General features: G+C 69.8%; 17 protein-coding genes. 5 read left to right on the top strand and 12 right to left on the bottom strand.

The annotated features are described in order from the left end of the window. Window positions 1-3: 3 nt before the first annotated feature. The 7 genes from IWX63_RS06225 to dinB all read right to left on the bottom strand — a co-directional run bounded on the left by IWX63_RS06225 (window position 4) and on the right by dinB (window position 8,064). Window positions 4-1,659 (bottom strand): UDP-N-acetylmuramoyl-L-alanyl-D-glutamate--2,6-diaminopimelate ligase, encoded by a 1,656-nt coding sequence (locus IWX63_RS06225; RefSeq protein ID WP_199277511.1) that lies wholly within the window; start codon window positions 1,657-1,659, stop codon window positions 4-6. Between the two features lie 58 nt (window positions 1,660-1,717). After that, complete coding sequence (locus IWX63_RS06220; protein WP_334685692.1) at window positions 1,718-3,505, bottom strand: peptidoglycan D,D-transpeptidase FtsI family protein; 1,788 nt, start codon at window positions 3,503-3,505, stop codon at window positions 1,718-1,720. A 54-nt stretch (window positions 3,506-3,559) separates the two neighbouring features. Further along, window positions 3,560-4,141, bottom strand: a complete 582-nt coding sequence (locus IWX63_RS06215) for a hypothetical protein (protein WP_199277303.1) — start codon at window positions 4,139-4,141, stop codon at window positions 3,560-3,562. Then, window positions 4,138-5,139: a 16S rRNA (cytosine(1402)-N(4))-methyltransferase RsmH gene (rsmH, locus tag IWX63_RS06210; RefSeq protein WP_199277302.1), complete on the bottom strand. Its 1,002-nt coding sequence runs from the start codon at window positions 5,137-5,139 to the stop codon at window positions 4,138-4,140. The genes IWX63_RS06215 and rsmH overlap by 4 nt, the downstream gene beginning before the upstream one ends. Before the next feature lie 216 nt (window positions 5,140-5,355). Continuing rightward, complete coding sequence (gene mraZ / locus IWX63_RS06205; protein WP_199277301.1) at window positions 5,356-5,787, bottom strand: division/cell wall cluster transcriptional repressor MraZ; 432 nt, start codon at window positions 5,785-5,787, stop codon at window positions 5,356-5,358. A gap of 301 nt (window positions 5,788-6,088) precedes the next feature. After that, on the bottom strand, window positions 6,089-6,466 hold the full coding sequence (locus tag IWX63_RS06200; protein ID WP_199277300.1) for a DUF3040 domain-containing protein: 378 nt from the start codon (window positions 6,464-6,466) through the stop codon (window positions 6,089-6,091). A gap of 230 nt (window positions 6,467-6,696) precedes the next feature. After that, entirely contained in the window at window positions 6,697-8,064 is a 1,368-nt protein-coding gene (dinB, locus tag IWX63_RS06195; RefSeq protein ID WP_334685691.1) for a DNA polymerase IV, read from the bottom strand. Between the two features lie 164 nt (window positions 8,065-8,228). On the opposite strand from dinB, the gene IWX63_RS06190 reads away from it, so the two are divergent. Next, entirely contained in the window at window positions 8,229-9,362 is a 1,134-nt protein-coding gene (locus tag IWX63_RS06190) for a polyprenyl synthetase family protein (protein ID WP_199277299.1), read from the top strand. A gap of 57 nt (window positions 9,363-9,419) precedes the next feature. On the opposite strand, the gene IWX63_RS06185 is transcribed toward IWX63_RS06190, so the two are convergent. Further along, window positions 9,420-9,773: an Rv2175c family DNA-binding protein gene (locus IWX63_RS06185; RefSeq protein ID WP_199277298.1), complete on the bottom strand. Its 354-nt coding sequence runs from the start codon at window positions 9,771-9,773 to the stop codon at window positions 9,420-9,422. A 285-nt stretch (window positions 9,774-10,058) separates the two neighbouring features. Here IWX63_RS06185 and IWX63_RS06180 point away from each other — a divergent pair, with 285 nt between their 5' ends. Both IWX63_RS06180 and pknB read left to right on the top strand, forming a co-directional pair. Further along, window positions 10,059-11,633 carry a LysM peptidoglycan-binding domain-containing protein gene (locus IWX63_RS06180; protein WP_199277297.1) on the top strand — a complete coding sequence of 525 codons (1,575 nt, stop codon included), beginning with the start codon at window positions 10,059-10,061 and terminating at the stop codon, window positions 11,631-11,633. Window positions 11,634-11,717: 84 nt separating this feature from the next. Further along, window positions 11,718-13,889: a Stk1 family PASTA domain-containing Ser/Thr kinase gene (pknB, locus tag IWX63_RS06175; protein WP_334685690.1), complete on the top strand. Its 2,172-nt coding sequence runs from the start codon at window positions 11,718-11,720 to the stop codon at window positions 13,887-13,889. Window positions 13,890-13,974: 85 nt separating this feature from the next. On the opposite strand, the gene IWX63_RS06170 is transcribed toward pknB, so the two are convergent. Both IWX63_RS06170 and IWX63_RS06165 read right to left on the bottom strand, forming a co-directional pair. Then, the gene (locus tag IWX63_RS06170; RefSeq protein ID WP_199277296.1) at window positions 13,975-15,357 is read right to left on the bottom strand and encodes a class II 3-deoxy-7-phosphoheptulonate synthase; all 1,383 of its coding nucleotides are present in this window, start codon (window positions 15,355-15,357) and stop codon (window positions 13,975-13,977) included. Window positions 15,358-15,475: 118 nt separating this feature from the next. Beyond that, window positions 15,476-16,345 carry a lysophospholipid acyltransferase family protein gene (locus IWX63_RS06165; protein WP_199277295.1) on the bottom strand — a complete coding sequence of 290 codons (870 nt, stop codon included), beginning with the start codon at window positions 16,343-16,345 and terminating at the stop codon, window positions 15,476-15,478. Between the two features lie 261 nt (window positions 16,346-16,606). On the opposite strand from IWX63_RS06165, the gene IWX63_RS06160 reads away from it, so the two are divergent. Beyond that, complete coding sequence (locus IWX63_RS06160; protein ID WP_199277294.1) at window positions 16,607-17,194, top strand: hypothetical protein; 588 nt, start codon at window positions 16,607-16,609, stop codon at window positions 17,192-17,194. Window positions 17,195-17,258: 64 nt separating this feature from the next. On the opposite strand, the gene IWX63_RS06155 is transcribed toward IWX63_RS06160, so the two are convergent. Beyond that, the gene (locus IWX63_RS06155; RefSeq protein ID WP_442859104.1) at window positions 17,259-18,347 is read right to left on the bottom strand and encodes an ROK family glucokinase; all 1,089 of its coding nucleotides are present in this window, start codon (window positions 18,345-18,347) and stop codon (window positions 17,259-17,261) included. Window positions 18,348-18,477: 130 nt separating this feature from the next. On the opposite strand from IWX63_RS06155, the gene IWX63_RS06150 reads away from it, so the two are divergent. Further along, complete coding sequence (locus IWX63_RS06150) at window positions 18,478-20,286, top strand: AMP-dependent synthetase/ligase (RefSeq protein WP_199277293.1); 1,809 nt, start codon at window positions 18,478-18,480, stop codon at window positions 20,284-20,286. 42 nt (window positions 20,287-20,328) lie between these two features. Here IWX63_RS06150 and IWX63_RS06145 read toward each other — a convergent pair whose 3' ends face one another. Then, window positions 20,329-21,732, bottom strand: coding sequence for a mycothione reductase (locus tag IWX63_RS06145; RefSeq protein ID WP_199277292.1), 1,404 nt, complete (start codon window positions 21,730-21,732; stop codon window positions 20,329-20,331). Window positions 21,733-21,761: the final 29 nt, after the last annotated feature.

Here is a 21,761-nt window from a genome sequence, read left to right as displayed (position 1 = left end):
GGTTCAGGACTCTATCCCGGGGCGGGAAAGCCCAGAGAATCCATGTCTTGTCAACGCGGAACGCAGTTCCTCCCGATCGTCGAGCGCCAGGTTGACGCCCTTGACCTCCTGCCACACCTCATGGCCGCGGCCCGCGACGATGATGGTGTCGGCCGGGCGGGCGAGGGCCACGGCGCGCTCGATCGCCGCCGCCCGGGGGAAGACCTCCAGCACTTCGCACGCGAGCCCGTCGGCGCGGATCGCCGCTTCGGCGCCGGCCCGGACGGCACGCCGGATGACGGCCTCGTCCTCGTCGTGGGGGTCGTCGTCGGTGACGATGAGGATGTCGGACAGCCGTGCTCCGACGGCCCCCATGATGGGCCGCTTGGATTCGTCCCGCTGCCCGGTGGCTCCGAACACGGCGATGACGCGGCCGCCGGGCCGTCGGACCGAGGCGAGGGTCCGCTCGAGCGCGTCGGGGTTGTGCGCGAAGTCGACGATCGCCGCAGGCTCCTCGCCGATGAGCTGCATGCGTCCGGGGACCTCGGTGGTGAACGGGTCGTGGTCGTCCAGTGCGCGCTGAACGTCCTCGGGGGCGACGCCCGAGGCGAGGACCATGACCGTGGCCAGGGCGGCGTTGGAGACGTTGAACGTCCCGGGGAGGCCGGTACGGACCCGCAGCCGCTCCCCCGCGCGTCCCTCGAGGGCGAAGGTGTGCCCCAGGCCGCTGGGCCGGACGGTGTTGACGGTCCAGTCCGCCACCGGGTCGCCACCGGTGGCCTGCTCGGTCCGCAGCGAGAGGACGGGCACGCCTGCCGTTCCTGCGAGGCGACGTCCCCAGGCGTCGTCGACCAGGACGACGGCGCGGCGGCAGCGTTCCGGCGTGAAGAGGGTCGCCTTCACGCCGAAGTAGTCCTCCATGGTCCCGTGCAGGTCGAGGTGGTCCTGCGTGAGGTTGGTGAAGCCCGCGACGTCGAACCGGACGCCGTCGACGCGCCCGAACTCGAGGGCGTGCGAGGAGACCTCCATGGAGGCCGCGTGGAGTCCGCGTTCCCGCATGAGGGCGAGCAGCGAGTGGACCTGCGGGGATTCGGGGGTGGTCAGCGCGCTCGGGATGGCGTCCTCGCCGGCGCGGATCTCGATCGTGCCGATGAGCCCCGTGGTCCGGCCGAGCGCACCGAGGAGCGCATTGAGGAAGTAGGTCGACGTCGTCTTGCCGTTGGTCCCCGTGATCCCGAAGAGGACGGGGCCCGCGGCGGGGGCGTCCGGCTGGCTGTCGAAGATCACTCCCGCGAGCGGTCCGGCAGCCCGGCGGGGGTCGGGGACCACGACGACGGGAGGCGCATCGAAACCGGACGCGGCCGCCGCACGGGCCACGATCGCCGCACCTGCCGCGTCCGTCAGGATGGCCACGGCACCCGCCCGGACGGCCTGCTCGGTGAAGTCCGCCCCGTGACGGGTGGCTCCGGGAACGGCCGCATAGACGTCCCCGGGAAGCACGGACCGCGAATCGAGGGTGAGGCCCGTGACCACGGGGAGTCCCGCTGGTCCGGCCGATCCAGCCGGTCCAGCCGGTCCAGCCGGTCCAGCCGGTCCAGCCGGTCCAGCCGGTCCGGCCAATGGTCCGATCGCGGCCAGGGCGGCGGACAGGGCGACCGCGTGCGGGGCACGCGGTCGCATCAAGGAGGCGCCGCCTCCCTGCGAGATGTTCGATTGCACGATGCTCCGGCCTCCGGGGTCAGTACTTGACCGGATAGATGTCCGGCTTCGTCGTGGACGCCGGGACGTTGTTCGAATTGAGGACCTGCTTCATCACCTTCTGGAACGACCATCCCGGGACGAGGTAGTACAGGTCACCCTGCGGGCGCTGGAGCGTGACGACGACCACGTACTTGGGGTCCTCGATCGGTGCGATCCCGGCGTAGGACAGGGTGTAGCCATCGTAGCCGCCGGTAGGGCTGGGAGCCTCGGCGGTTCCCGTCTTCGATCCCACGCGGTATTGGTCGAGTTGCCCGGTCTTGCCCGAGCCTTCCACGGTCACCGTCTCGAGCATCTTCCGCGTCTTCGCGGCCGTCTCGGGGGACACCACCTCGATGCCCTCCGCCTGGGGGACGGTGTGCTCGGTGCCATCCGGGTCGATGTACGCGTCGATCAGCCGGGGCTGCAGGCGCACGCCGTCATTGGCGATCGTCTGGTACACCATGGCGGTGTGCAGCGCAGTCTGCGCGAGGCCCTGGCCGAACAGGACGGTGTACTGCTGGCGCTCGTCCCACTTGTCGGGCGTCGTCAGCAGTCCCTGGTTCTCCTCGTTCAGCCCGGTTCCGAGCGGCTCGCCGATGCCGAACTTCTTCAGCCAGTCGTACCGCTCCTGGTTGGTCAGCTTCTGGCCCACCTGCACGGTCCCGGTGTTCATCGACTTCGCCAGGATGCCCGCGGCGGTGCGCTTCTCGGTGCCGTGCTCCCAGGCGTCCTTGAAGGTCTGGTTGTCCACGGTGTAGCGGTTGTCGAGGGTGAACCTGGAGGTCGGCTCGATGAGTCCCTGCTCCAGCGCGGCGGCCATCGTGATGACCTTGGTCGTGGAGCCGGGTTCGAAGGAGGCGCTGACGGAGTTGGGTCGGCGCTGCTCGGCCGGCGTCGCCGTCGGGTCGTTGGGATCGGGTGTCGTGGACTCGGCCATCGCACGGATGGCGCCGGTGGCTGTCTCGACGACGACGATGTTCCCCCATTCGGCGTCGTACTCCTCCACCTGCGACGCGATCGTCTGCTGCGCGAACCACTGCAGGTCCTGGTCGATGGTGAGCCGCACATTCTGGCCGTCGACCGCCGGGACGTCCTCGTTCGTGGCGTACGGGATCCGGATGCCGTCGCCGCCGATCTCGAAGGTCCTGCTGCCCGCGGTCCCCTCGAGTGCGTCGTTGAGCGAGTACTCGAGGCCTTCCTGCGGGTCACCGTTCTCGGACACGAAGCCGACGATCGACCCGCCGACGGCGCCCGCCGGGTAGGTCCGGACACTCGTCTCGTCGGCGTAGACGCCGGGGATCTTGACGGCGAGAGCCCTGTTCTTGACCTCGGGTGTCACCGATTTGAGGATGTAGTTGAAGCTCTTGTCGCCGAGGACGGCCCCCGTGAGTGTCGCCGCCTCGACGCCGATGACCGCGGAGAGTTCCGAGAGCGCCTGGTCGATGGGGATGACCTCCCATTCCTCCAGCTCCTCGTTGTAACGGCGGAACTCCTCGACGTCGCTCAGGCGCTGGTCGACCACGAGGTCGTAGCGCTCGACACTCCGTGCGAAGTACTTGCCGTTCGTGTCCACGATCGATCCGCGGACGGGCTGGACGGCGGTAGTGGTCAGCCGCTTGGACAGGCCCACCTGTGCCATGCCGTTGAGATCGAGGGCCTGCAGCTGGAAGAGGCGCACGCCGAGGACCATCAGGAGGACGAGGACGAAGGCGAGCCCCACGCGGAGCCGCCTGGAGCCCAGGGCCAGGCGGAGGCTGTCGGGGCTGCCGAGGCGTGCAGGGGTCACGAAGGGTCCTTGTCGATCAGTACGTCTGGTGCGGAGGTGCTGGAGCCATGCCTGCTACTGGTCGGATTCCGCCTGTTCGGGACCGGGGATCGTCCCCGATCCTGCGTCCCCGGCCGCGTTCGAGGCCGGGTTCGTGCCGAGGTTCGGCGCAGCGATGAGGACCTCGGGCTTGGGACCCTCCGTCGCAGGTTCCGGCGTGCCGGTCACCTTCTTCGAATCTAGCTCAATGGTCCCGAACGTCGGGGAGGACACCATGCCGAGTTTCGTCGCTGCTGCGGCCAGGTTCTGGGGCGCCTCCCGCGCTTCGATGGCGAGTACGAGCGCCTCGTTCTCCTGGCTCAGGGCCGTCTGCTGGTTCCGCAGCTGCACGAGTTCGTACTGGGTGCCCGAGACGGAGATGTTGAGCATGAGCACCGCAGCAAGCGCCGCGGCGAGCACGAGCAGGCTGAAGACGGCGAAGGGCACTTTGCGCCGGGCCGGCCGCGCCGGGACCACGGACAGCGGCGTCCGGGTCCTCGTGGTGCCGATGCCCTCGGTGGACGGTCCGGTCAGCCGACCCGGGGCGAGCGCGAGAGCGCCGTTCCCGGAGAAGGCCGCGGCGCTGTATCGCTTCTCCACGGTCAGTGCCTGGCTCATATGGTTTTCCTGTCGACGGGTCCGGCTTTGATTCGTTCAACTGCCCGCAGCTTGGCCGAGGCCGCACGCGGGTTCTCCTCGATCTCCGCCGCGGTGGGCGCTTCGGTGCCGCGGGTGAGCGATCGGAGGTAGGGCTTGTGCTCCTCGAGTTCCACGGGGAATCCGACGGGCGCTGAGGACTTCGTTCCCGCGGTGAAGGCCTTCTTCACGATGCGGTCCTCCAGGGAGTGGTAGGACATCGCGACGACGCGGCCGCCGACCAGGAGGGATCCGATGGCCGCGGGGACGGCCCGCTCGAGGACGGTGAGTTCCTCGTTGACCTCGATGCGCAGCGCCTGGAAGGTCCGCTTGGCGGGGTGGCCCCCGGTGCGGGCCGCCGCGGCGGGTACGACGCCGCGGATGACGTCCACGAGCTGGGACGTGGTCCGGAACGGATCTGTCTCCCTCGCCCGCACGATCGCCGAGGCGATCCGCCCGGCGAACTTCTCCTCGCCCCACGTGCGGATGATGCGGAGGAGGTCGTCCGCGCCGTAGGTGTTGACCACCTCGGCCGCCGTGATCCCCCGGCTCGTGTCCATGCGCATGTCGAGGGGCGCGTCGTAGGAATAGGCGAACCCCCGATCGCGCTCGTCGAGCTGCAGGGAGGAGACCCCGAGGTCGAAGAGGACGGCGTCGACGCCGTCGATGCCCAGGTCTTCGAGCACCTCAGGCAGTTCGTCGTAGACGGCGTGGACCAGGTCGGTGCGGCCGGCGTAGGGGGCGAGCCGTTCGCCGGCGAGGCCGAGCGCCTCGGTGTCGCGGTCGATCCCGACGAGGTGCGCCTCGGGGAAGCGCTGGAGCATGGTCTCGGAGTGGCCCCCCATGCCGAGCGTGGCGTCGACGACGACCGCGCGCCGACCGGCGGCTTCCGCGGCAGCGACGGAGGGGGCGATGAGGGAGACGCAGCGCTCGCGGAGGACGGGGACATGGCGCTCCCCCGTCGGCCGGTCACCGGTCATCCGCTCTCCCCCTCCTGCAGTTCGTACTCGTCTCGGGTCCCACTGCAGGCACGTAGGGAGTGCGGCCTTTTGGATCAGACCCCCATCCGGCCGGAGGGTCGTCGCCTGGCTCCGGGGAAGTGGAGCCAGGAGGCGTACCGAATCCGGCGGCTGGAGATCTCATCCAAGGGACGTTCCCACCTGCGCCGTCGTGCTGTGTGCTGGTCCTGCTGCTGTTCAGATGATGCCCGGGAAGGCATCCTCGTCCGTCTCGGAGAAAGCCGTCTCCTTCTCCATGAGGTAGGAGTCCCAGGCGTCTGCAGCCCAGATCTCCGCACGGCTTCCTGCCCCGATGACCGCGAGGTCCCGGTCGAGTCCCGCGTAGGCCCTCAGCGCGGGCGGGATGGTGATCCTGCCCTGCTTGTCGGGTACCTCGTCCGAAGCGCCCGACAGGAAGATGCGGTTGTAGTCCCTCGCCTGGCGTGACGAGATGGGAGCCGTGCGCATCTGTTCGTGAACCCTTTCGAATTCACTCATGCTGAAGACGTAGATGCACCGTTCCTGACCCCTCGTGAGGACCAGCCCTTCACTCAGTTCCTCGCGGAACTTTGCAGGGAGAATGAGCCTGCCTTTCTCGTCCAGGCGGGGGCTATGGGTTCCGAGGAACATCCCTGACCGCCTGTTCTGAGTCCGCCAAGCCCAGCTTGGTGCCGCTTTGCTCTTATATTCCCCACTTTACTCCACAAGTCTCCCCGGTCAACGTCTTCGGGGCGCGCCGCGCCCCTTTTCCCCGGCGCGTGTCGCGGTCCGTGGCGGGGACGACGGCGCGACGGCGTGCGGGGCCCCCGCGGGGAGCGAAGTGGAGGGCGTCACCGATGCGAGGATCTGCCGGCACCCCGTCATGGCCTTAAACGACGAAGGACCCGCCGGGGCGGGTCCTTCGTCGATGCGGTCGGGGCGATCCTGACTTCTATGTCTGGTCGCGCTTCCGTTCGTCCCATTTGTCTTCCAGGCTGGACATGAAACCGCTCTTGCCTCCGGTCGGCGTCTTGGACGGTTTGCCGAGTGGCTGGCCGGCATCGACCTGCTTCGACTTCGTCGTGGCGAAGTACACTCCACCGCCCATGATCAGGAAGCCCACGACGCCGATGATGATGATCTGATAGACGATGCCCGCCAGAAGGACGAGGATGCCTGCGATCGTGATGAGCGACCCGATGACCAGGCGTCGGGTCGACATCGACTTACGACTGTCCGAGGCCATGGAGTGCGCGAACTTGGGATCGTCGGCGTGCAACTGCTGTTCAAGCTGATCAAGCAACCTCTGCTCGTGTTCCGAGAGTGCCATGACCGCCTCCTTGATGTGGGTACCAACGTTCCTCCACCCAACCAACGCTCCTGACGCTGCCCCGGTTCCCGATGAAGGGGTCCGGGACCGCAGGTTCCGGGTGGTGGATTTGCGTCATGACCGGCAGTTGGACTACCGAGTTAAAGACTAGTGTGCTACTGCGTCGGCGCAAAGTCACAATGCGGTGTTCGGAGCCACCTCTTCTGGATGATAAGGGCCCCTCGCGGCGCTCAACGGTGCGGATCCGGATCGCTCTGCGCCGGTCCCCGCGACGACGCTCCAGGGTGACCGGGTCGCTGTGCCCGGCCGCCGCCGCGGTCCTTCCTCGACGCCCTGGTGCCGTCGTCGTCGGCGTCCGCCGGCAGCCCGTCACCGGGCCCGTCGAGGGATACTCGCGGGCGCGCCCGGGCGAGAAGGCCCGCCGGGACGACGCCCGCCTCCCCGAACTTCCGGTTCACGTCGTCGAGGGCCCGTTCGGCGAGCCTCCAGTTGTCGTCCTGCCGGTCGATCGTCAACTGGGTGGAGCCGTCACCTCCGGTCTCGAGCGACTCGGCCCGGAGGCCGATCAGCCGCACCGCCATGGGCCTGTCGCCGAGGCCGGCGAGCAGGGCCGTGGCGGCCCGGTAGAGCGCGTTCGCGTTGTCCACGGGCTCGTCGAGCTTCCTGGATCGCGTGAGGGTCGAGAAATCCGCGTAGCGGAGCTTGAGCGCCACTCCCCCGGCGCGGTGGCCGGACGCCCGCAACCTCGTCGCCGTGCGGTGGGCGAGCCTCAGCAGCTCGCGACGGAGGACGTCCGAGTCCTCGACGTCGCGGGAGAACGTCTCCTCCGCGCCGATGCTCTTCTCGGGGCGTGAGACCACGACCCGCCGGGGGTCGCGGCCCCAGGCGAGGTGGTGTACGTGCTCGCCGGAGGCACCGAGCAGCCGTCGGAGTGTGGTCACCGGGGTGTGGGCGACATCCTCCACCGTGCGGATGCCGATGCGGGCCAGCACGTCCTGCGTCTTGGCCCCCACGCCCCAGAGCGCGGACACGGGCAGTGTGTGGAGGTACGCCACCGTCCGGTCCCCGGGGATGAGCAGGAGCCCGTCCGGCTTGGCCCTCGTGGAGGCGATCTTCGCCACGAATTTCGTCGTGGCGGCGCCGACGCTCGCGGTGATGCCCAGCGTCGAGTGGATCTCGGCGCGGACCTGCTCCCCGATCTCGCGCGGGCTGCCCAGCCTCCGGAGGGAGCCGGCGACGTCGAGGAAGGCCTCGTCCACGCTCAGCTGCTCGACCTCCGGCGTGACCGAGCGGAAGATCCTCATCACCTGCCCCGAGACCTCCGAGTACCGCCCGTGGTGCGGAGGGAGGATGACCGCGGTGGGGCACTGCCGCATCGCGACCGCCATCGGCATCGCCGACCGCACGCCGTACCGGCGGGCCTCGTAGGAGGCGGACAGGACCACCGACCGTCCGGACGGGGAACCGACGACCACCGGCACGCCGCGCAGGTGCGGGTGGTCGAGCAGTTCCACGGAGACGTAGAAGGCATCCATGTCGATATGCAGGATGTGGCACTCCGCATACTCGACAGCTTCCTGTCCCGCGTCCTTTGGCACGCTTTCATCGTACGCACCGGCACCGACACCGTGTGGGGCGCACAGGGGTTCCCGGCGCGATCCCCCGTCGCCGACCGCCAGCGACCACCGCCGCCCCGGCAGGACCGGGCGGGGCGCCCGTTAGAGTGGAGGCACCACCGAAAGACGAGCTGCACGGGAGATTCATGCTGTCCGCACCTGCCATCCCCGACCAGGGCGGTCCCGCTCCCGACGCCATCACCGTGGAGCAGGAACGGTTCCGATCCTCCCTCACCCGGACCATCGAGGACTTCCTCGCCGAGCAGCGCACCGTGCTGGGGTCCATCTCCGACGAGGCGCTTCCACTGATCTCGAGCATCGCCACCTTGACGAGCGGCGGGAAGAGGATGCGGGCGCTGCTGTGTTACTGGGGCTGGCGGGCGGCGGGTGGATCGCCGCAGGCGTCCGCTCCGGTGACGGCAGGCACGGCCCTCGAGTTCTTCCAGGCCGCCGCCCTGATCCACGACGACATCATCGACCGGTCCGACACCCGACGCGGGCGCCCGAGTGTCCACCGGCAATTCACGGCCCGGCACACCGACGCGGGATGGCACCTCGACGCCGAGCGGTTCGGGGTCGCAGCCGCCATCCTGGCCGGCGACCTCTGCCTCGCCTTCAGCGAGGAGCTCTTCACGGGCTGCTGCTCCGGCGTCACGGGTGACGCCGGGTACGCGGCGCGCACGATCTTCAACCGCATGCGCACGGAGGTGATGGCAGGCCAGTACCTGGACTTGCTGGAAGAGGCCGTCGGCCCGGACCAGACCCCGGCGGTCGCCGAGGAGCGGGCCCTCAACATCCTCCGCTTCAAGTCCGCGAAGTACTCGATGGAGCGGCCCCTCATGCTCGGCGGAGCCCTCGCCGGCGCGGACGACGCACTGCTCGCCGCCTACTCGGCGTTCTCGCTCCCCCTGGGCGAGGCGTTCCAGCTGCGCGACGACGTCCTCGGTGTCTTCGGTGATCCGTCCGTGACGGGCAAACCCGCCGGAGACGACCTGCGCGAGGGGAAGCGGACCTTCCTGATCGCGCGTGCGCTCGGCTCCAGCACCGAGGCCGGGCGCACCCGGATCAACGCGATGCTCGGCGACACCTCGCTCGACGCGGATGCCATCGACACGCTGCGGGCGCTGATCGTGGACAGCGGAGCGCTGGCGCATACGGAGCAGCTCATCGGGCGGAAATCGGAGGAGGCCTTCGTAGCGCTCGGAGACCTCGCGGTGGACCCCGTCTCGCTGCGGGCGCTGCGACTGCTCGCGGACGCGGCGGTCACCCGGACCGCCTGACGGTCCCGCACCCCGCACCCTGTCCGCCCCGGACAATCCTGAGCGGGAAGGGTGTTCCTACCAGGCGGCTGCCTGCGCGCGCCGGCGGATCTCCGTCTTCCGACCCTCCCGCAGGGCGTCGATGGGCCGACCCGGCAGGGACTCGTCCTCGGTATACAGCCACCGGATAATGTCCTCGTCGCCGTAGCCGCTGTCCGCGAGGACCACCACGGTGCCCTTGAGGCTGTCGAGGATCGCCCCGTCGACCAGGAAATCCGCCGGCACGCTGCGGATGTTGCGCTCACCGATCCGCACGCTCACGAGTGATCGTTCGGTGACGAGCGAGTGCACGCGGGTGATGGGCAGATCGAGTGCTTCGGCCACCTCGGGGAGATTGAGCCAGGCGGGAACGAGTTGTTCGAGTTCAGTCACCGTCCAAGGGTGCCATGCTCCCGCACCCAACTCCACTCGGCCGCCTTTTCGGCAAGGACTCCTCAAGATGCACCGGGAGGGACACGCCGATCTTGACGATTCCCTGCATTTTCACTCCCTTGTGCTAGCGAACCCATCGTGTAGATTCACTTAAGTCACACAAGTCACACTATCAACACGTGAAACATCAGCATCACGAGCACCTGCATGGCCCCCGGACAGGAAGAGTCACCCCGGGAGCATGCGTCCGCGCGGACTCACCCGCCAACAGACGAGGAACGAAACATGACAGCCCAGCGATCGAACGCACCGCTGAACGGCGCCCGCAGGAAGGCCGACGGCGCACGCCGGCGCGGCCTGAACGTCGCCGTGACCACCGCTGCCCTGCCCGCGGTGATCTTCTCCTCCGTAGCCCTGGCCCAGCCGGCGACGGCCGCTCCCGCCGCGCAGGCCTCGGTCGCCCGGCACCTCGGAGCGGCAGCAACCCCCCTTCCCTCGCGGGCCGTGGTGCCCGCCACGCTCGTCGCCGCGCAGATCCCGGCACAGAAGGTCGCGGTCGTCACGCAGACGGTGCCCAGCACCCACACCGTGAAGCCCGGTGACACGATCGGGGCGATCGCCAGGCGGTACGGACTGTCCACCGACTCCGTCCTCACACGTAACGGCATGACCGCGCGCACCATCATCTACCCCGGACAGAAGATCAAGCTCACCGGGGGTCCCGCGCCGGTAGCGAAGCCCGCCCGCCCGGCAGCGCCCGCCCCGACAGCGGGATCGACCTACGTCGTCAAGCCCGGCGACACGCTGGGCGCCATCGCCTCCCGCCATGGCGTGAGCCTGCAGAGCGTCCTCACGGCCAACAGGCTCTCGATGAACTCGATCATCTACCCCGGTCAGAAGCTCGACCTCGGCGGTAAGGCCCCCGCTTCCACGCCGGCACCCGCCCCCGTCAAGCCGGCGCCCGCGCCGGCACCGTCGGGTGGTACGTACGTCGTGAAGTCCGGCGACACGCTCGGCGCCATCGCCTCGCGCAGCGGCGTCGCCCTGGACTCGCTGCTGACGGCGAACGGCCTCTCGAGGTCGTCGATCATCTACCCGGGCCAGAAGCTGAAGCTCACCGGTTCCCTCACGCCGCAGTCGACCCCCCCGAAGACGCAGGCGCCTGCCCCGGCCCCCGCACCCACCTCCGGGTCCTATGTCGTGAAGTCGGGCGACACGCTGGGGGCCATCGCCTCCCGGAACGGGGTCGGGCTCTCCAGCCTGCTCACCGCCAACCGCATGAGCATGACGACGGTCATCTACCCGGGCCAGAAGCTCACCATCCCGGGCAAGGGCGCCACTCCCGCACCCGCCCCGGCCCCCGCGCCGACCGATCTCGTGCCCTCGTCGTTCCTCGGTTACACGTACCCGGACCGGGTGGTGGCGGACGCCAACGCGAACAAGGCGCTGCTCAACGCGCTTCCTGCGCCGTCGCAGGCCGAGATGAGGAAGATCGTCGCCGACACAGCACGCTCCATGGGCGTCGACCCGAGCCTCGCCCTGGCATTCGCCCACCAGGAATCGGGCTTCAACCAGCGCGCGGTCTCGCCGGCGAACGCCATCGGCACCATGCAGGTCATCCCCTCGTCCGGCCAGTGGGCGAGCGACCTCGTCGGGCGCAAGCTCAACCTCCTGGATCCGTACGACAACGCCACGGCCGGCGTCGCGATCATCCGCTCGCTCGTCCGCACCAGTCCGTCGATGGATATCGCCATCGCGTCCTACTACCAGGGCCAGTACTCCGTGCAGACCCGGGGCATGTTCGCGGACACCAAGCAGTACGTCGCCTCGATCAAGGCCCACCAGAAGAACTTCCGGTAGGGCGGGCCCGGCCCGGTGCCGGTGAGGGGGTGGGACCGCGTGTGGTCCCACCCCCTTTTCGCTGCTCCCGTTTAGTATCGAAGGGTGCACCAGCAACGGAAGGACCCCCTCGAAGGAGCAACGGTCGACGGGCGCTATGTGGTCCAGTCGCGGTTGGCCCGCGGGGGCATGTCCACCGTCTACCTCGCCACCGACCGCCGCCTGGATCGGCGCGTGGCGCTCAAGGTGCTGTACCCGCACCTGGCCGAGGAGCCCGGCTTCATCGACCGCTTCGAGCAGGAGGCGAAATCGGCGGCACGGCTGTCCCACCCGCACGTGGTCGGCGTCCTCGACCAGGGCGTGGACGACGTCGACGGGCAGCCGGTCGCCTACCTCGTCATGGAGTTCGTCCGGGGCAGGACCCTGCGCGACGTCCTGCGCGACCACGGCCGGCTCACACCCCGCCATGCGCTCGACCTGCTGGATGCCGTCGTCGAGGGGCTGGCGGCCGCCCATGAGGCAGGACTCATCCACCGTGACGTGAAGCCGGAGAACGTCCTCCTCTCCGACACGGGCCAGGTGAAGATCGCCGACTTCGGGCTCGCCCGCGCGGTGTCCGCGACCACGGGCACCGCGACCCTCGTGGGGACGGTCGCCTATCTCTCCCCCGAGCTCGTGCTCGGCCGGCCCGCCGAAGCGCAGAGCGACATCTACTCGACGGGCATCATGCTCTTCGAGCTCCTCACCGGGCAGCAGCCCTTCACGGGCGACACGCCCATCCAGGTCGCCATCCAGCACGCGCAGGCGGACGTGCCCGCGCCCTCCGAGCTCCTTCCCGGCCTCGCCCCGGACATCGACGAACTGGTGCAGTGGTGCACCTCCAGGGATCCCGAGGACCGCCCGGTGGACGGGTCCGCGCTCCTCGGCGAGCTCCGGCACATCCGCGAGACGCTCACCGACGAGGAGCTGGACTTCGCGCCCGACGACGCACCCGACGTCGTCCCGCAGCAGGATCAGCTCACCGTCGCCGTCGTTCCGCGGCTCCCGGACGACGGCGCCCGGACCGTGGCGCTGTCACGCCCGGCCCGGGCGGCGGGTTCCGGCGACGCCGCGGGGACCTCCGGTCGGACGGAGGTCCTACCGGGCGCGGCGCGCGAGGAGAATCCCACGAGCGTCATCGGCAGGGACCGCAACGCGACCCGCGTGATCGGGGCGATGCCCGCCGTCCCGCCGTCGTCTGGCCTGCCGGCTCCTTCCGGGGAGCAGCAGCGCCCGGGCAGCACGGCCGCCCCCGGACGTACCGGAGGAAGCACGGTCCGCCCGCTGTCGAAGCGGCAACAGGCGAGGGAGGCCCAGCGCCCGCAGAAGGCGCTGCGCGGGCGGGCCGGGCGCCGCTCGGTGCGGCTGCTCGTGGCCCTGCTGATCGTCCTCGCCGGCCTGGTCGCAGGGCTGGGCTGGGTCTTCGGGGCCGGGCCGGCCGGAGTGGTCACCCTCCCCGACGTCGCGAACGTCCCCCTCGGCGAGGCGCGTGCCGTCCTCGAGGAACAGGGACTCGGCTCCGTGTCCACGGAGGAGGCCTTCGACGAGGAGGTCCTCCCCGGCCTGGTGATCGGCACGGACCCGGCAGCGAACACGGAGGTCCGGCGCTTCGAAAGAGTCGACCTCCTCGTCTCCAGGGGGCCGGAGCTGTTCGCCGTACCGGACCTCACCGGACGGACCCAGGTCGAGGCCGCCGCTGAGCTCGGGGCCGCAGGACTCGCCGTCGGCGCACTGGACGAGGAGTACAGCGAGAGCGTGCCGGCCGGCGGCATCCTGCGGCAGGACCCGGAGCAGGGCGCCGAGCGCCGCCGCGGGTCCGTCGTGGATCTCGTGGTGTCACTCGGTCCGGCGCCGATCGCCGTCCCCGACGTCGTCGGGCTCCCCGAGCAGGACGCCGTGGACGCGCTCGAGGAGGCGGGTCTCGTGCCCGTGGTGGGAGACGCCCGCGAGTACAGCCGGACGGTGCCGGCCGGTGCCGTCGTCGGCCAGAGCCCTTCCGGCTCGGACGTCCAGCGCGGGACCGGCGTCACGCTCACGCTCTCCCGCGGCCCGCGCCTGGTGGAGGTCCCCAGCGTCTTCTCGCTGTCCGAGGAGCGCGCCGTCGACGTCCTGGAGGCGGCCGGCTTCGAGGTGCAGGTCGACTACACCTTCGGCAGCGCGGTCCTCGGACTCGTCGCCGGGCAGAGTCCGGCGGGCGAACAGCCCGAGGGGACCGTCATCCGCATCACCGTCACCTGAGGCCCGGCTTCCCCGGAACGCCGAAGGCGGCCACCGGGGTGACCGCCTTCGGACATAATCAGCGCCGACATGCGCCGTCGGGTGTTCAGCTCTTCGATAGCGCGCCCGCGACGAGGAACGCCATCTCGAGCGACTGCATGTGGTTCAGGCGGGGATCGCACACGGACTCGTACCGCTCCAGGAACGCCTCCTGGTCGACCGGATCGGCGCCACCGAGGCACTCGGCGACGTCGTCCCCGGTCATCTCGACGTGCAGCCCGCCCGGGAACGTCCCGAGGGAGTTGTGCACCTCGAAGAACCCGCGCACCTCGTCGATGACGTCGTCGAAGTTGCGGGTCTTGTAGCCGTTGGGGGAGGTCACCGTGTTGCCGTGCATCGGATCCGTCACCCAGAGGACCTGCGCACCCGACGCCGTGACGCGCTCCACGAGCGTCGGCAGCTTCTCGCGGATGTTCTTCGCGCCCATGCGCGTGATGAACGTGAGCCTGCCGGGCTCGCGGTTCGGGTCCAGCTTGTCGATGAGCGCCAGGGCGTCATCCCCCGACGTCGACGGGCCGAGCTTGACGCCGATCGGGTTCCGTACCCGGGACAGGAAGTCCACGTGCGCGCCGTCGATCTCGCGGGTGCGCTCCCCGATCCACAGGAAGTGCGCGGAGGTGTCGTACGGGAGCGAGGTGCGGGAGTCGATCCGGGTCAGCGCGCGTTCGTAGTCGAGGAGCAGGGCTTCGTGGCTGGCGAAGAACTCGACGCGCTTGAGCGCTTCGAAGTCCGTTCCGCAGGCGTCCATGAAGCGGACGGCGCGGTCGATCTCCCCGGCGAGCGATTCGTAGCGGGAGTGCGCCGGGTTGGCCATGAAGCCCTTGTTCCAGTGGTGGACCAGCCGAAGGTCAGCGAATCCCCCCTGCGTGAACGCGCGGATCAGGTTCAGCGTCGAGGCCGACGTGTGGTACGCCTTGACCATCCGGGAGGCGTCGTGCCCGCGGCTCTCCGGGCTGAAGTCGTAGCCGTTGACCATGTCCCCCCGGTAGGCCGGCAGGGTGATGCCGTCGCGCGTCTCGTCGTTGGAGGAACGTGGCTTGGCGAACTGGCCGGCCATGCGCCCCATCTTGATGACGGGCAGGGAGGCGCCGTAGGTCAGGACGACGGCCATCTGCAGGATCGTGCGGACACGGGCACTGATCTTGTCCGCCGTCGCACCGTCGAATGTCTCCGCGCAGTCCCCGCCCTGGAGCAGGAACGCCTTGCCCTGGGCGGCCGCGGCGAGCCGCTCGCGCAGGACGTCGACCTCTCCGGCGAAGACGAGGGGCGGGAGGCTCGAGAGTTCTTTGACCGACGCCGAATAGACTCCGGGATCCTGCCACGAGGGCTGCTGCGCTGCGGTCATCGAGCGCCAGGCATCGAGGCCGGCAGTGGTGGACGAAGCGGATTCCGCGGCACGCGGGAGGACGGGAGCTAGTGAGTCGGTCACACCCGAATTCTACCGGCTGGGCGGTGCCGTCCCGATTCGGCCCGTCATGGCCGCCTGGCGCGATGTCATAGAGCGACACCTCCGCGGGCGGGGACGCCCTCCCTCCAGCGGGCAGGCCCTACGCGGGACCGGTGGTGCCGTCGCCCGTGGTGTCCTGGCCCTCGCCGGCCGTGCGCTGCTCGTCCGACGGCGTGCGGCCGATCTCGGTGACGGCGCCCGGCGCGGGGGTGGCGGCGTCGTTCGAGATCCTGACGGCGGCCCTCCGCGTGTCGGCGCCGGGCCTGGGCGCCTTCCGGCCGGCGGCTTTCTCCGCGGCGAGGCGCTCCTTGACCGTACTGGCGTACGCGTCGACGTACTCCTGCCCGGAGAGGCGCATCAGTTCGTACATGATCTCGTCGGTGACGGACCGCTGGACGAAGCGATCGTCCTCGAGCCCCTCGTACCGGGTGAAGTCGAGCGGCTCGCCGATGATGATGCCGACCCGGCGGATGTTGGGGATGCGGCGGCCGATGGGCTGCACCTTGTCCGTGCCGATCATCGCCACCGGGATCACCGGGACGCCCGTGGCGAGGACCAGCTTCGCCACGCCCGTCTTGCCACGGTAGAGGCGGCCGTCGGGGCTGCGCGTGCCCTCCGGGTAGATGCCGAGGACGCCGCCGTCGTTGAGGATGTCCATCCCGGCGCTCAGCGACGAGGACGACGCCGCCCCGCCGGAACGATCCATGGGCAGCTGGTTGGACAGGCGGAAGAAGAGCGCGGTCAGCCGTCCCTTGAGGCTCTTGCCCGTGAAGTACTCGGATTTCGCGAGGAACACGACTTTCCGGGGAACGACGATCGGCAGGAAGATCGAATCGGAGAACGACAGGTGGTTGCTGACGATCACGGCAGGGCCGGAGGCCGGGACGTTGTCGAGTCCCTTGACCCACGGCCGGAAGAGGAGGTTGAGGATCGGACCGACGATGATCCGCTTCATCACCCAATAGAACACGCTGCCAGCCTCCCTGCATGGACGGTGCGGCACTCGGCGATGCCGCCCGCTTTTCCATGTGGAAGCCTACTCTAAGGGTGTTGGCGCGACCGACTGCGTCGCCACGGTCACCACCGCCGAGGAATACCGACACGCTGGCGATCGGTTGACGTAGCGCCGCGCGGTGTCCACGATTGAACGAGCACGCCCACTGATGTCAGAAAATGCCGGGCGGAGATCCTCCGAACCCTGGCCGCAGCACGCGACGGCAGGTAGCAAAGTATGGGCCCCCGAGGTCAGGAACCGAACGAATCCACGGATGACGCCGTCTGGCAGGATCTCGTGGCGCGGCTGGAAGGGACGTCCACCGATCCCGACTCCCCCGCCGCGCCCGGCCGCGCCCGGATCGACGGAGCCCCCGCCCCCCGGACGGACGATCCGGTGGGCCAGGAGCCGGCACCCTCGCGCGGGCGCGGCGACGGCGCACGCGATGTCGTCCGCGATGCGGATGACGCCCCCGGGGACACAGCCGGAACCACCAACCGCGAGCGTGCGGACGCCATCTTCCGCAACCAGCCCCTGCGGTCGACCGGCCCGCGCGATTACGCTGCACCGGACGGTCCGGACGAGGACGAAGGGTTCACGCCCGATGACCCGCCACCCCTCGGATCAGGCGACCCGCTGACGGTCCTCGCGTGGATCGGCGCGGCCGGCGGACCGATCATGCTGCTGCTCATCGCCATGTTCTGGCGGACGGCGCCCCTGGCCGCGACGCTCGGCCTGCTCGTGCTGTTCCTGGCAGGCGCCGGATACCTGGTCACCAAGCTGCCCAAACACCGGGACATCGGGGACGACGGCGCCGAGGTCTGACGCGGGCAGCCTATGACGCGGGACGCCGCTGTCGGCTGCCCGTGACCTCGGGTGCCGCTGCTCCTCAGGTGCCGCTGCGGGAGAGCAGCCGGGACAGGTCCGCAGCTCCGATGAGTCCCGCGGCCGGCCCGAGGGCGGCCCGCTCGATCCGGGCCACGGGTCGGAAGCCCCGACCTGTCAGGTTCCTCCCGAAGGCACGGCGGGCCGGCTCCAGCAGGAGGTCACCCGCCGCGCTCAGCCCGCCGCCGATCACGAACGTCCCCGGGTCGAGGGCCGCCGCCAGGTTGGCGAGCCCCAGTCCCAGCCACTGGCCGACGTCGTCCACGAGTTCGCGCGACGTCGGATCTCCCTCCATGGCGAGCCGGGTGACGAGGGCACCGGTGAGGGCGCCGTCATCAGCCGCCGCGGCGTCGACGATGGTCTGCGCCACGGGGGAATGCGCTGCGGCAAGCTCGCGGGCCTCGCGTCCCAGCGCATTGCCCGAGGCGTACTGCTCCCAGCACCCCCGGTTGCCGCATTCGCAGCGGTGCCCCTGCGGGACGACGATCTGGTGGCCGAACTCGCCGGCGACACCGTACCGGCCGCGCTCGACGCGGCCGCCCATGATCATGGCCCCTCCGATACCGGTCCCGAGGGTCACGCAAACGAGGCGGGACTCCCCGCGCCCCGCGCCGAACCGCCACTCGGCCCAGGCCGCTGCGTCGGCGTCGTTCACCACCGTCACGCGCCGGCGGAGCAGTCTCTCGAGGTTGCGCCGCACCGGCTCGTTGCGCCACGCAAGATGCGGGCTGAACAGCACTGTGCTGTTCGACAGGTCCATCCACCCGGCGGCCCCGATGCCCACCGAGCGGACACGGTAGTCCCGCGACAGTTCGCGGACGAGCTCGGTGACGGTCGCCTCCACGGCGCGTGCGTCCTGGCCCGGCGTCGGCCTGCGCGCCTCGGCGAGGATCCGGCCGTGGACGTCCACCACGCCGGCCGCGATCTTGGTGCCGCCGATGTCCACGCCGACCGACAGGCCACGGCGCGCCGGATTGGGGAAGGCGGTGCGGGCCGGACGGGCGGCCATCGGCCCGGGGCCCCTCCACGGAAGGCCCGTCTCGGAGCGCGGCCGCCGGACACGGGGGGCGCCCGGCTCGGGCATGATCGGCATGCGGTCCTCCTCTGGATGGCAGGACGCGCGTGCACCCGTTACCGATTCGTACAGTACTGGAGAGCGTTTCGGTCAGGTAACGCTATAGGGTTAAACCACCTCAGTGTGGGGTGATATCAAAGGAGCTATCGTGCGCGACATCAGCGTCCCCGTCCTTGTCGACGTCCCCCGCCGGACGAATACCACCGATCTCGTGGTCAGGCAGGCGACCAAGCCGTCCAATCCGGCCCTGTTCGCCGTCAAGGGAGCATCGGGCGAGTGGGAGGACATCTCGGCCACCGAGTTCCGCCGCCAGGTCGAGGACGTCGCGAAGGGCCTGATCGCCTCCGGTGTCCAGGCCGGGGACCGCGTGGCCATCATGGCCCGCACACGGTACGAGTGGTCGCTGGCCGACTTCGCGATCTGGTTCGCCGGCGCGGTGTCCGTCCCCGTCTACGAGACCTCCTCCCCCGCGCAGGTGGCCTGGATCCTCAGCGACTCCGGCGCGGTCGGAGTCTTCGTCGAGTCGGCCCGCCACGAGGACGTGGTCCGTGAGGCCGTCGCACTGGAAGGCATCGGATCCCTGCAGCACGTCTGGCAGTTCGACGGCGGAGGCCTGGACACGCTGCGGACGGCCGGGGTGGGGACGGACGAGCAGACGCTCTCGGACCGCCGGGCGTACGCGGGGCTCGACGACGTCGCCACGATCATCTACACCTCGGGCACCACGGGCAAGCCCAAGGGCTGCGAACTGACGCACGGCAACTTCGTCGAGCTGTCGGAGAACGCCGCAGCAGCACTCCCGGAGGTGGCGCGCGAGGGTGCCCAGACCATCATGTTCCTCCCCCTCGCCCACGTCTTCGCGCGCTTCATCTCGGTACTGTGCGTCGCAGCCGGAGCCACCGTGGCCCACACCCCCGACGTCAAGAACCTGCTCCCCGACCTGCAGAGCTACCAGCCCACGTTCATCCTGGCCGTGCCCCGCGTCTTCGAGAAGGTCTACAACAACTCGATGCTCAAGGCCGAGGACGCCGGCAAGGGCAAGATCTTCCACGCGGGTGCCGATGTGGCCATCGCGTGGTCGAAGGCCGAGCAGGCCGGGAAGATCCCCCTGGCCCTCAGGGTCAAGCACGCGGTCTTCGACAGGCTGCTCTACGGCAAGATCCGCACGGCCATGGGCGGCCGCGTGCAGCACGCGGTGTCCGGCGGGGCGCCCCTGGGAGACCGCCTCGGGCACTTCTTCCACGGCATCGGGCTCATGGTGCTCGAGGGCTACGGCCTGACGGAGACCACCGCCCCCATCACGGTGAACACCCCGAAGCGGATCAAGATCGGCACCGTGGGCGCCCCCCTCCCGGGCAACGCGGTGAAGATCGCGGACGACGGCGAGATCCTCGCGAAGGGCGTCTGCGTCATGAAGGGGTACTACAACCGCCCGGACCTGACCGCGGAGGCCTTCCTCGACGGATGGTTCCGCACCGGCGACATCGGCGAGCTCGACGACGACGGCTTCCTCCGGATCACGGGCCGCAAGAAGGAGATCATCGTGACGGCCAGCGGGAAGAACGTGATCCCGGCGCTGCTCGAGGACGCGATCCGCGCCAACGCCCTGGTCTCCCAGTGCGTCGTCGTCGGGGACGCACGGCCCTTCATCTCGGCCCTCATCACGATCGACGAGGAAGCCCTCCCGGGCTGGCTGGACCGGCACCAGTTGCCGGCCGGCACCACGACGGCGGACGCCGCGGCGCACCCGAAGGTCCTGGCGGAGATCCAGGTACTGGTGGACCAGGCCAACTCGACCGTGTCGCGGGCGGAGGCCATCAAGGTGTTCCGGATCGTGACGACCGACTTCACCGAGACCACGGGCCATCTGACGCCGTCCCTGAAGATCAAGCGCGCCCAGGTCCTCAAGGACTACTCGGACGTGGTGGAGTCCATCTACACGACGACCACTGTCTGACCGGAGCGGGGGTCCCCCTCCGTGGGCGGCGGGACCCCCGGGTCAGTCGATCGCCAGATGCAGCAGCGCGTTCTCGACCACCTCGGTGAGGGCCGGGTGGATCCAGTACTGGCCCCGCGCCATCGTGTGCGCGTCCAGTCCGAAGGACATCGCCTGGACGAGCGGCTGGATGATCATGGACGCCTCATGACCGAGGATATGGGCGCCGAGGATGCGTCCGGTGTGCCGCTCGGCGATGATCTTCGCGAAGCCGAGCGAGTCCTCCATCGCCCACCCGTAGGCGGTCGAGCCGTAGTGCTGCACGGCCGTGACGACGGCCGTCCCTTCGGCCTCGGCGTACGTGAGGGCCTGCCCCTCCGTCATGCCGACGGACGCCGCCTGCGGGTGGGAGAACACCGCGGCGGGCACGAACCGGTGGTCGCTCGCCCGCAGCGCCTCGGGATGGAGCAGGTTGTGGGCGACGATCTTCGCCTCGTGGTTCGCGACGTGCTTGAGCTGGTAGGGGCTGCTCACATCGCCGAGGGACCATAGTCCGTCCACCGGCGTCCCGTTGCGCAGGACCCGCTGGAATTCGTCGACGGCGAGGCGGCCGTCGTCGTGCAGGTCGAGGCCCGCCTCGGATGCCCCCAGGCGGTCGGTGTTCGGCGTGCGGCCGATGGCCACGAGCACGGCGTCGACCTCGAGCTCGGCGGGCCCGGCCGGACCGCTGAGCCGGGCCGTGACGCTGCCGTCGTCGTTCGCGGCGATGGCCGTGACATCGGTGTCCAATCGAAGGTCCCACTGGTGCGCGGCCTGCGCGGTGAAGGACTCGGACACGGTCTCGTCGAGGTGGCGGAGCATGCCGGCGGAGCGCACCGCGAGGGTCACGCGCGTGCCGAACGAGCCGAACACGTGCGCGAACTCCGCCGCGATGTAGCCCCCGCCGATGATGAGCAGGCGCCGCGGCTGCTCCTCGAGGCGCATCACGGAGTCCGAGGTGTGCACCTGGGGCAGGGTGATGCCCGGGATGTCCGGGAGCGCGGCACGCGAACCGGTGGCCAGGACCAGCTGGTCGGCCGTGATGACGTCCCCGCCGGGCGTCTCGAAGGACTTCTCCCCCGTCAGCCGGACGTACTCCTCGATGAGGGTGACATTCGCGAGTTCCTCCGCGCGATACGTGCGCCCGCCCTCCGAGATGGCGTCGATCCGGGTGAAGATGCGGTCCCTGATGTCCGACCAGCGCACCCCGTCCAGGGAGAGGTCCACGCCGAGGCGCGAGGAGTGCGAGGGCGCAGAGGCCAGCCCGGCGGGATAGACGAACATCTTCGTGGGGATGCAGCCCACGTTGAGGCATGTGCCGCCGAAGGTCCCGCCCTCCACGAGCACCACCTTGCGGTCGTCCCATTCCGGGGAGATGAGGGTGTTGCCCGAGCCGGAGCCGATGATCGCGAGGTCGTAATGGGTCACACCCGCAGTCTAGCGGCGGACGGGATGCC

The sequence above is a fragment of the Arthrobacter sp. CAN_A2 genome (genome assembly GCF_015752045.1).
GTDB lineage: Bacteria > Actinomycetota > Actinomycetes > Actinomycetales > Micrococcaceae > Arthrobacter_D.
This window is presented reverse-complemented; position numbering and strand designations above follow the sequence as displayed.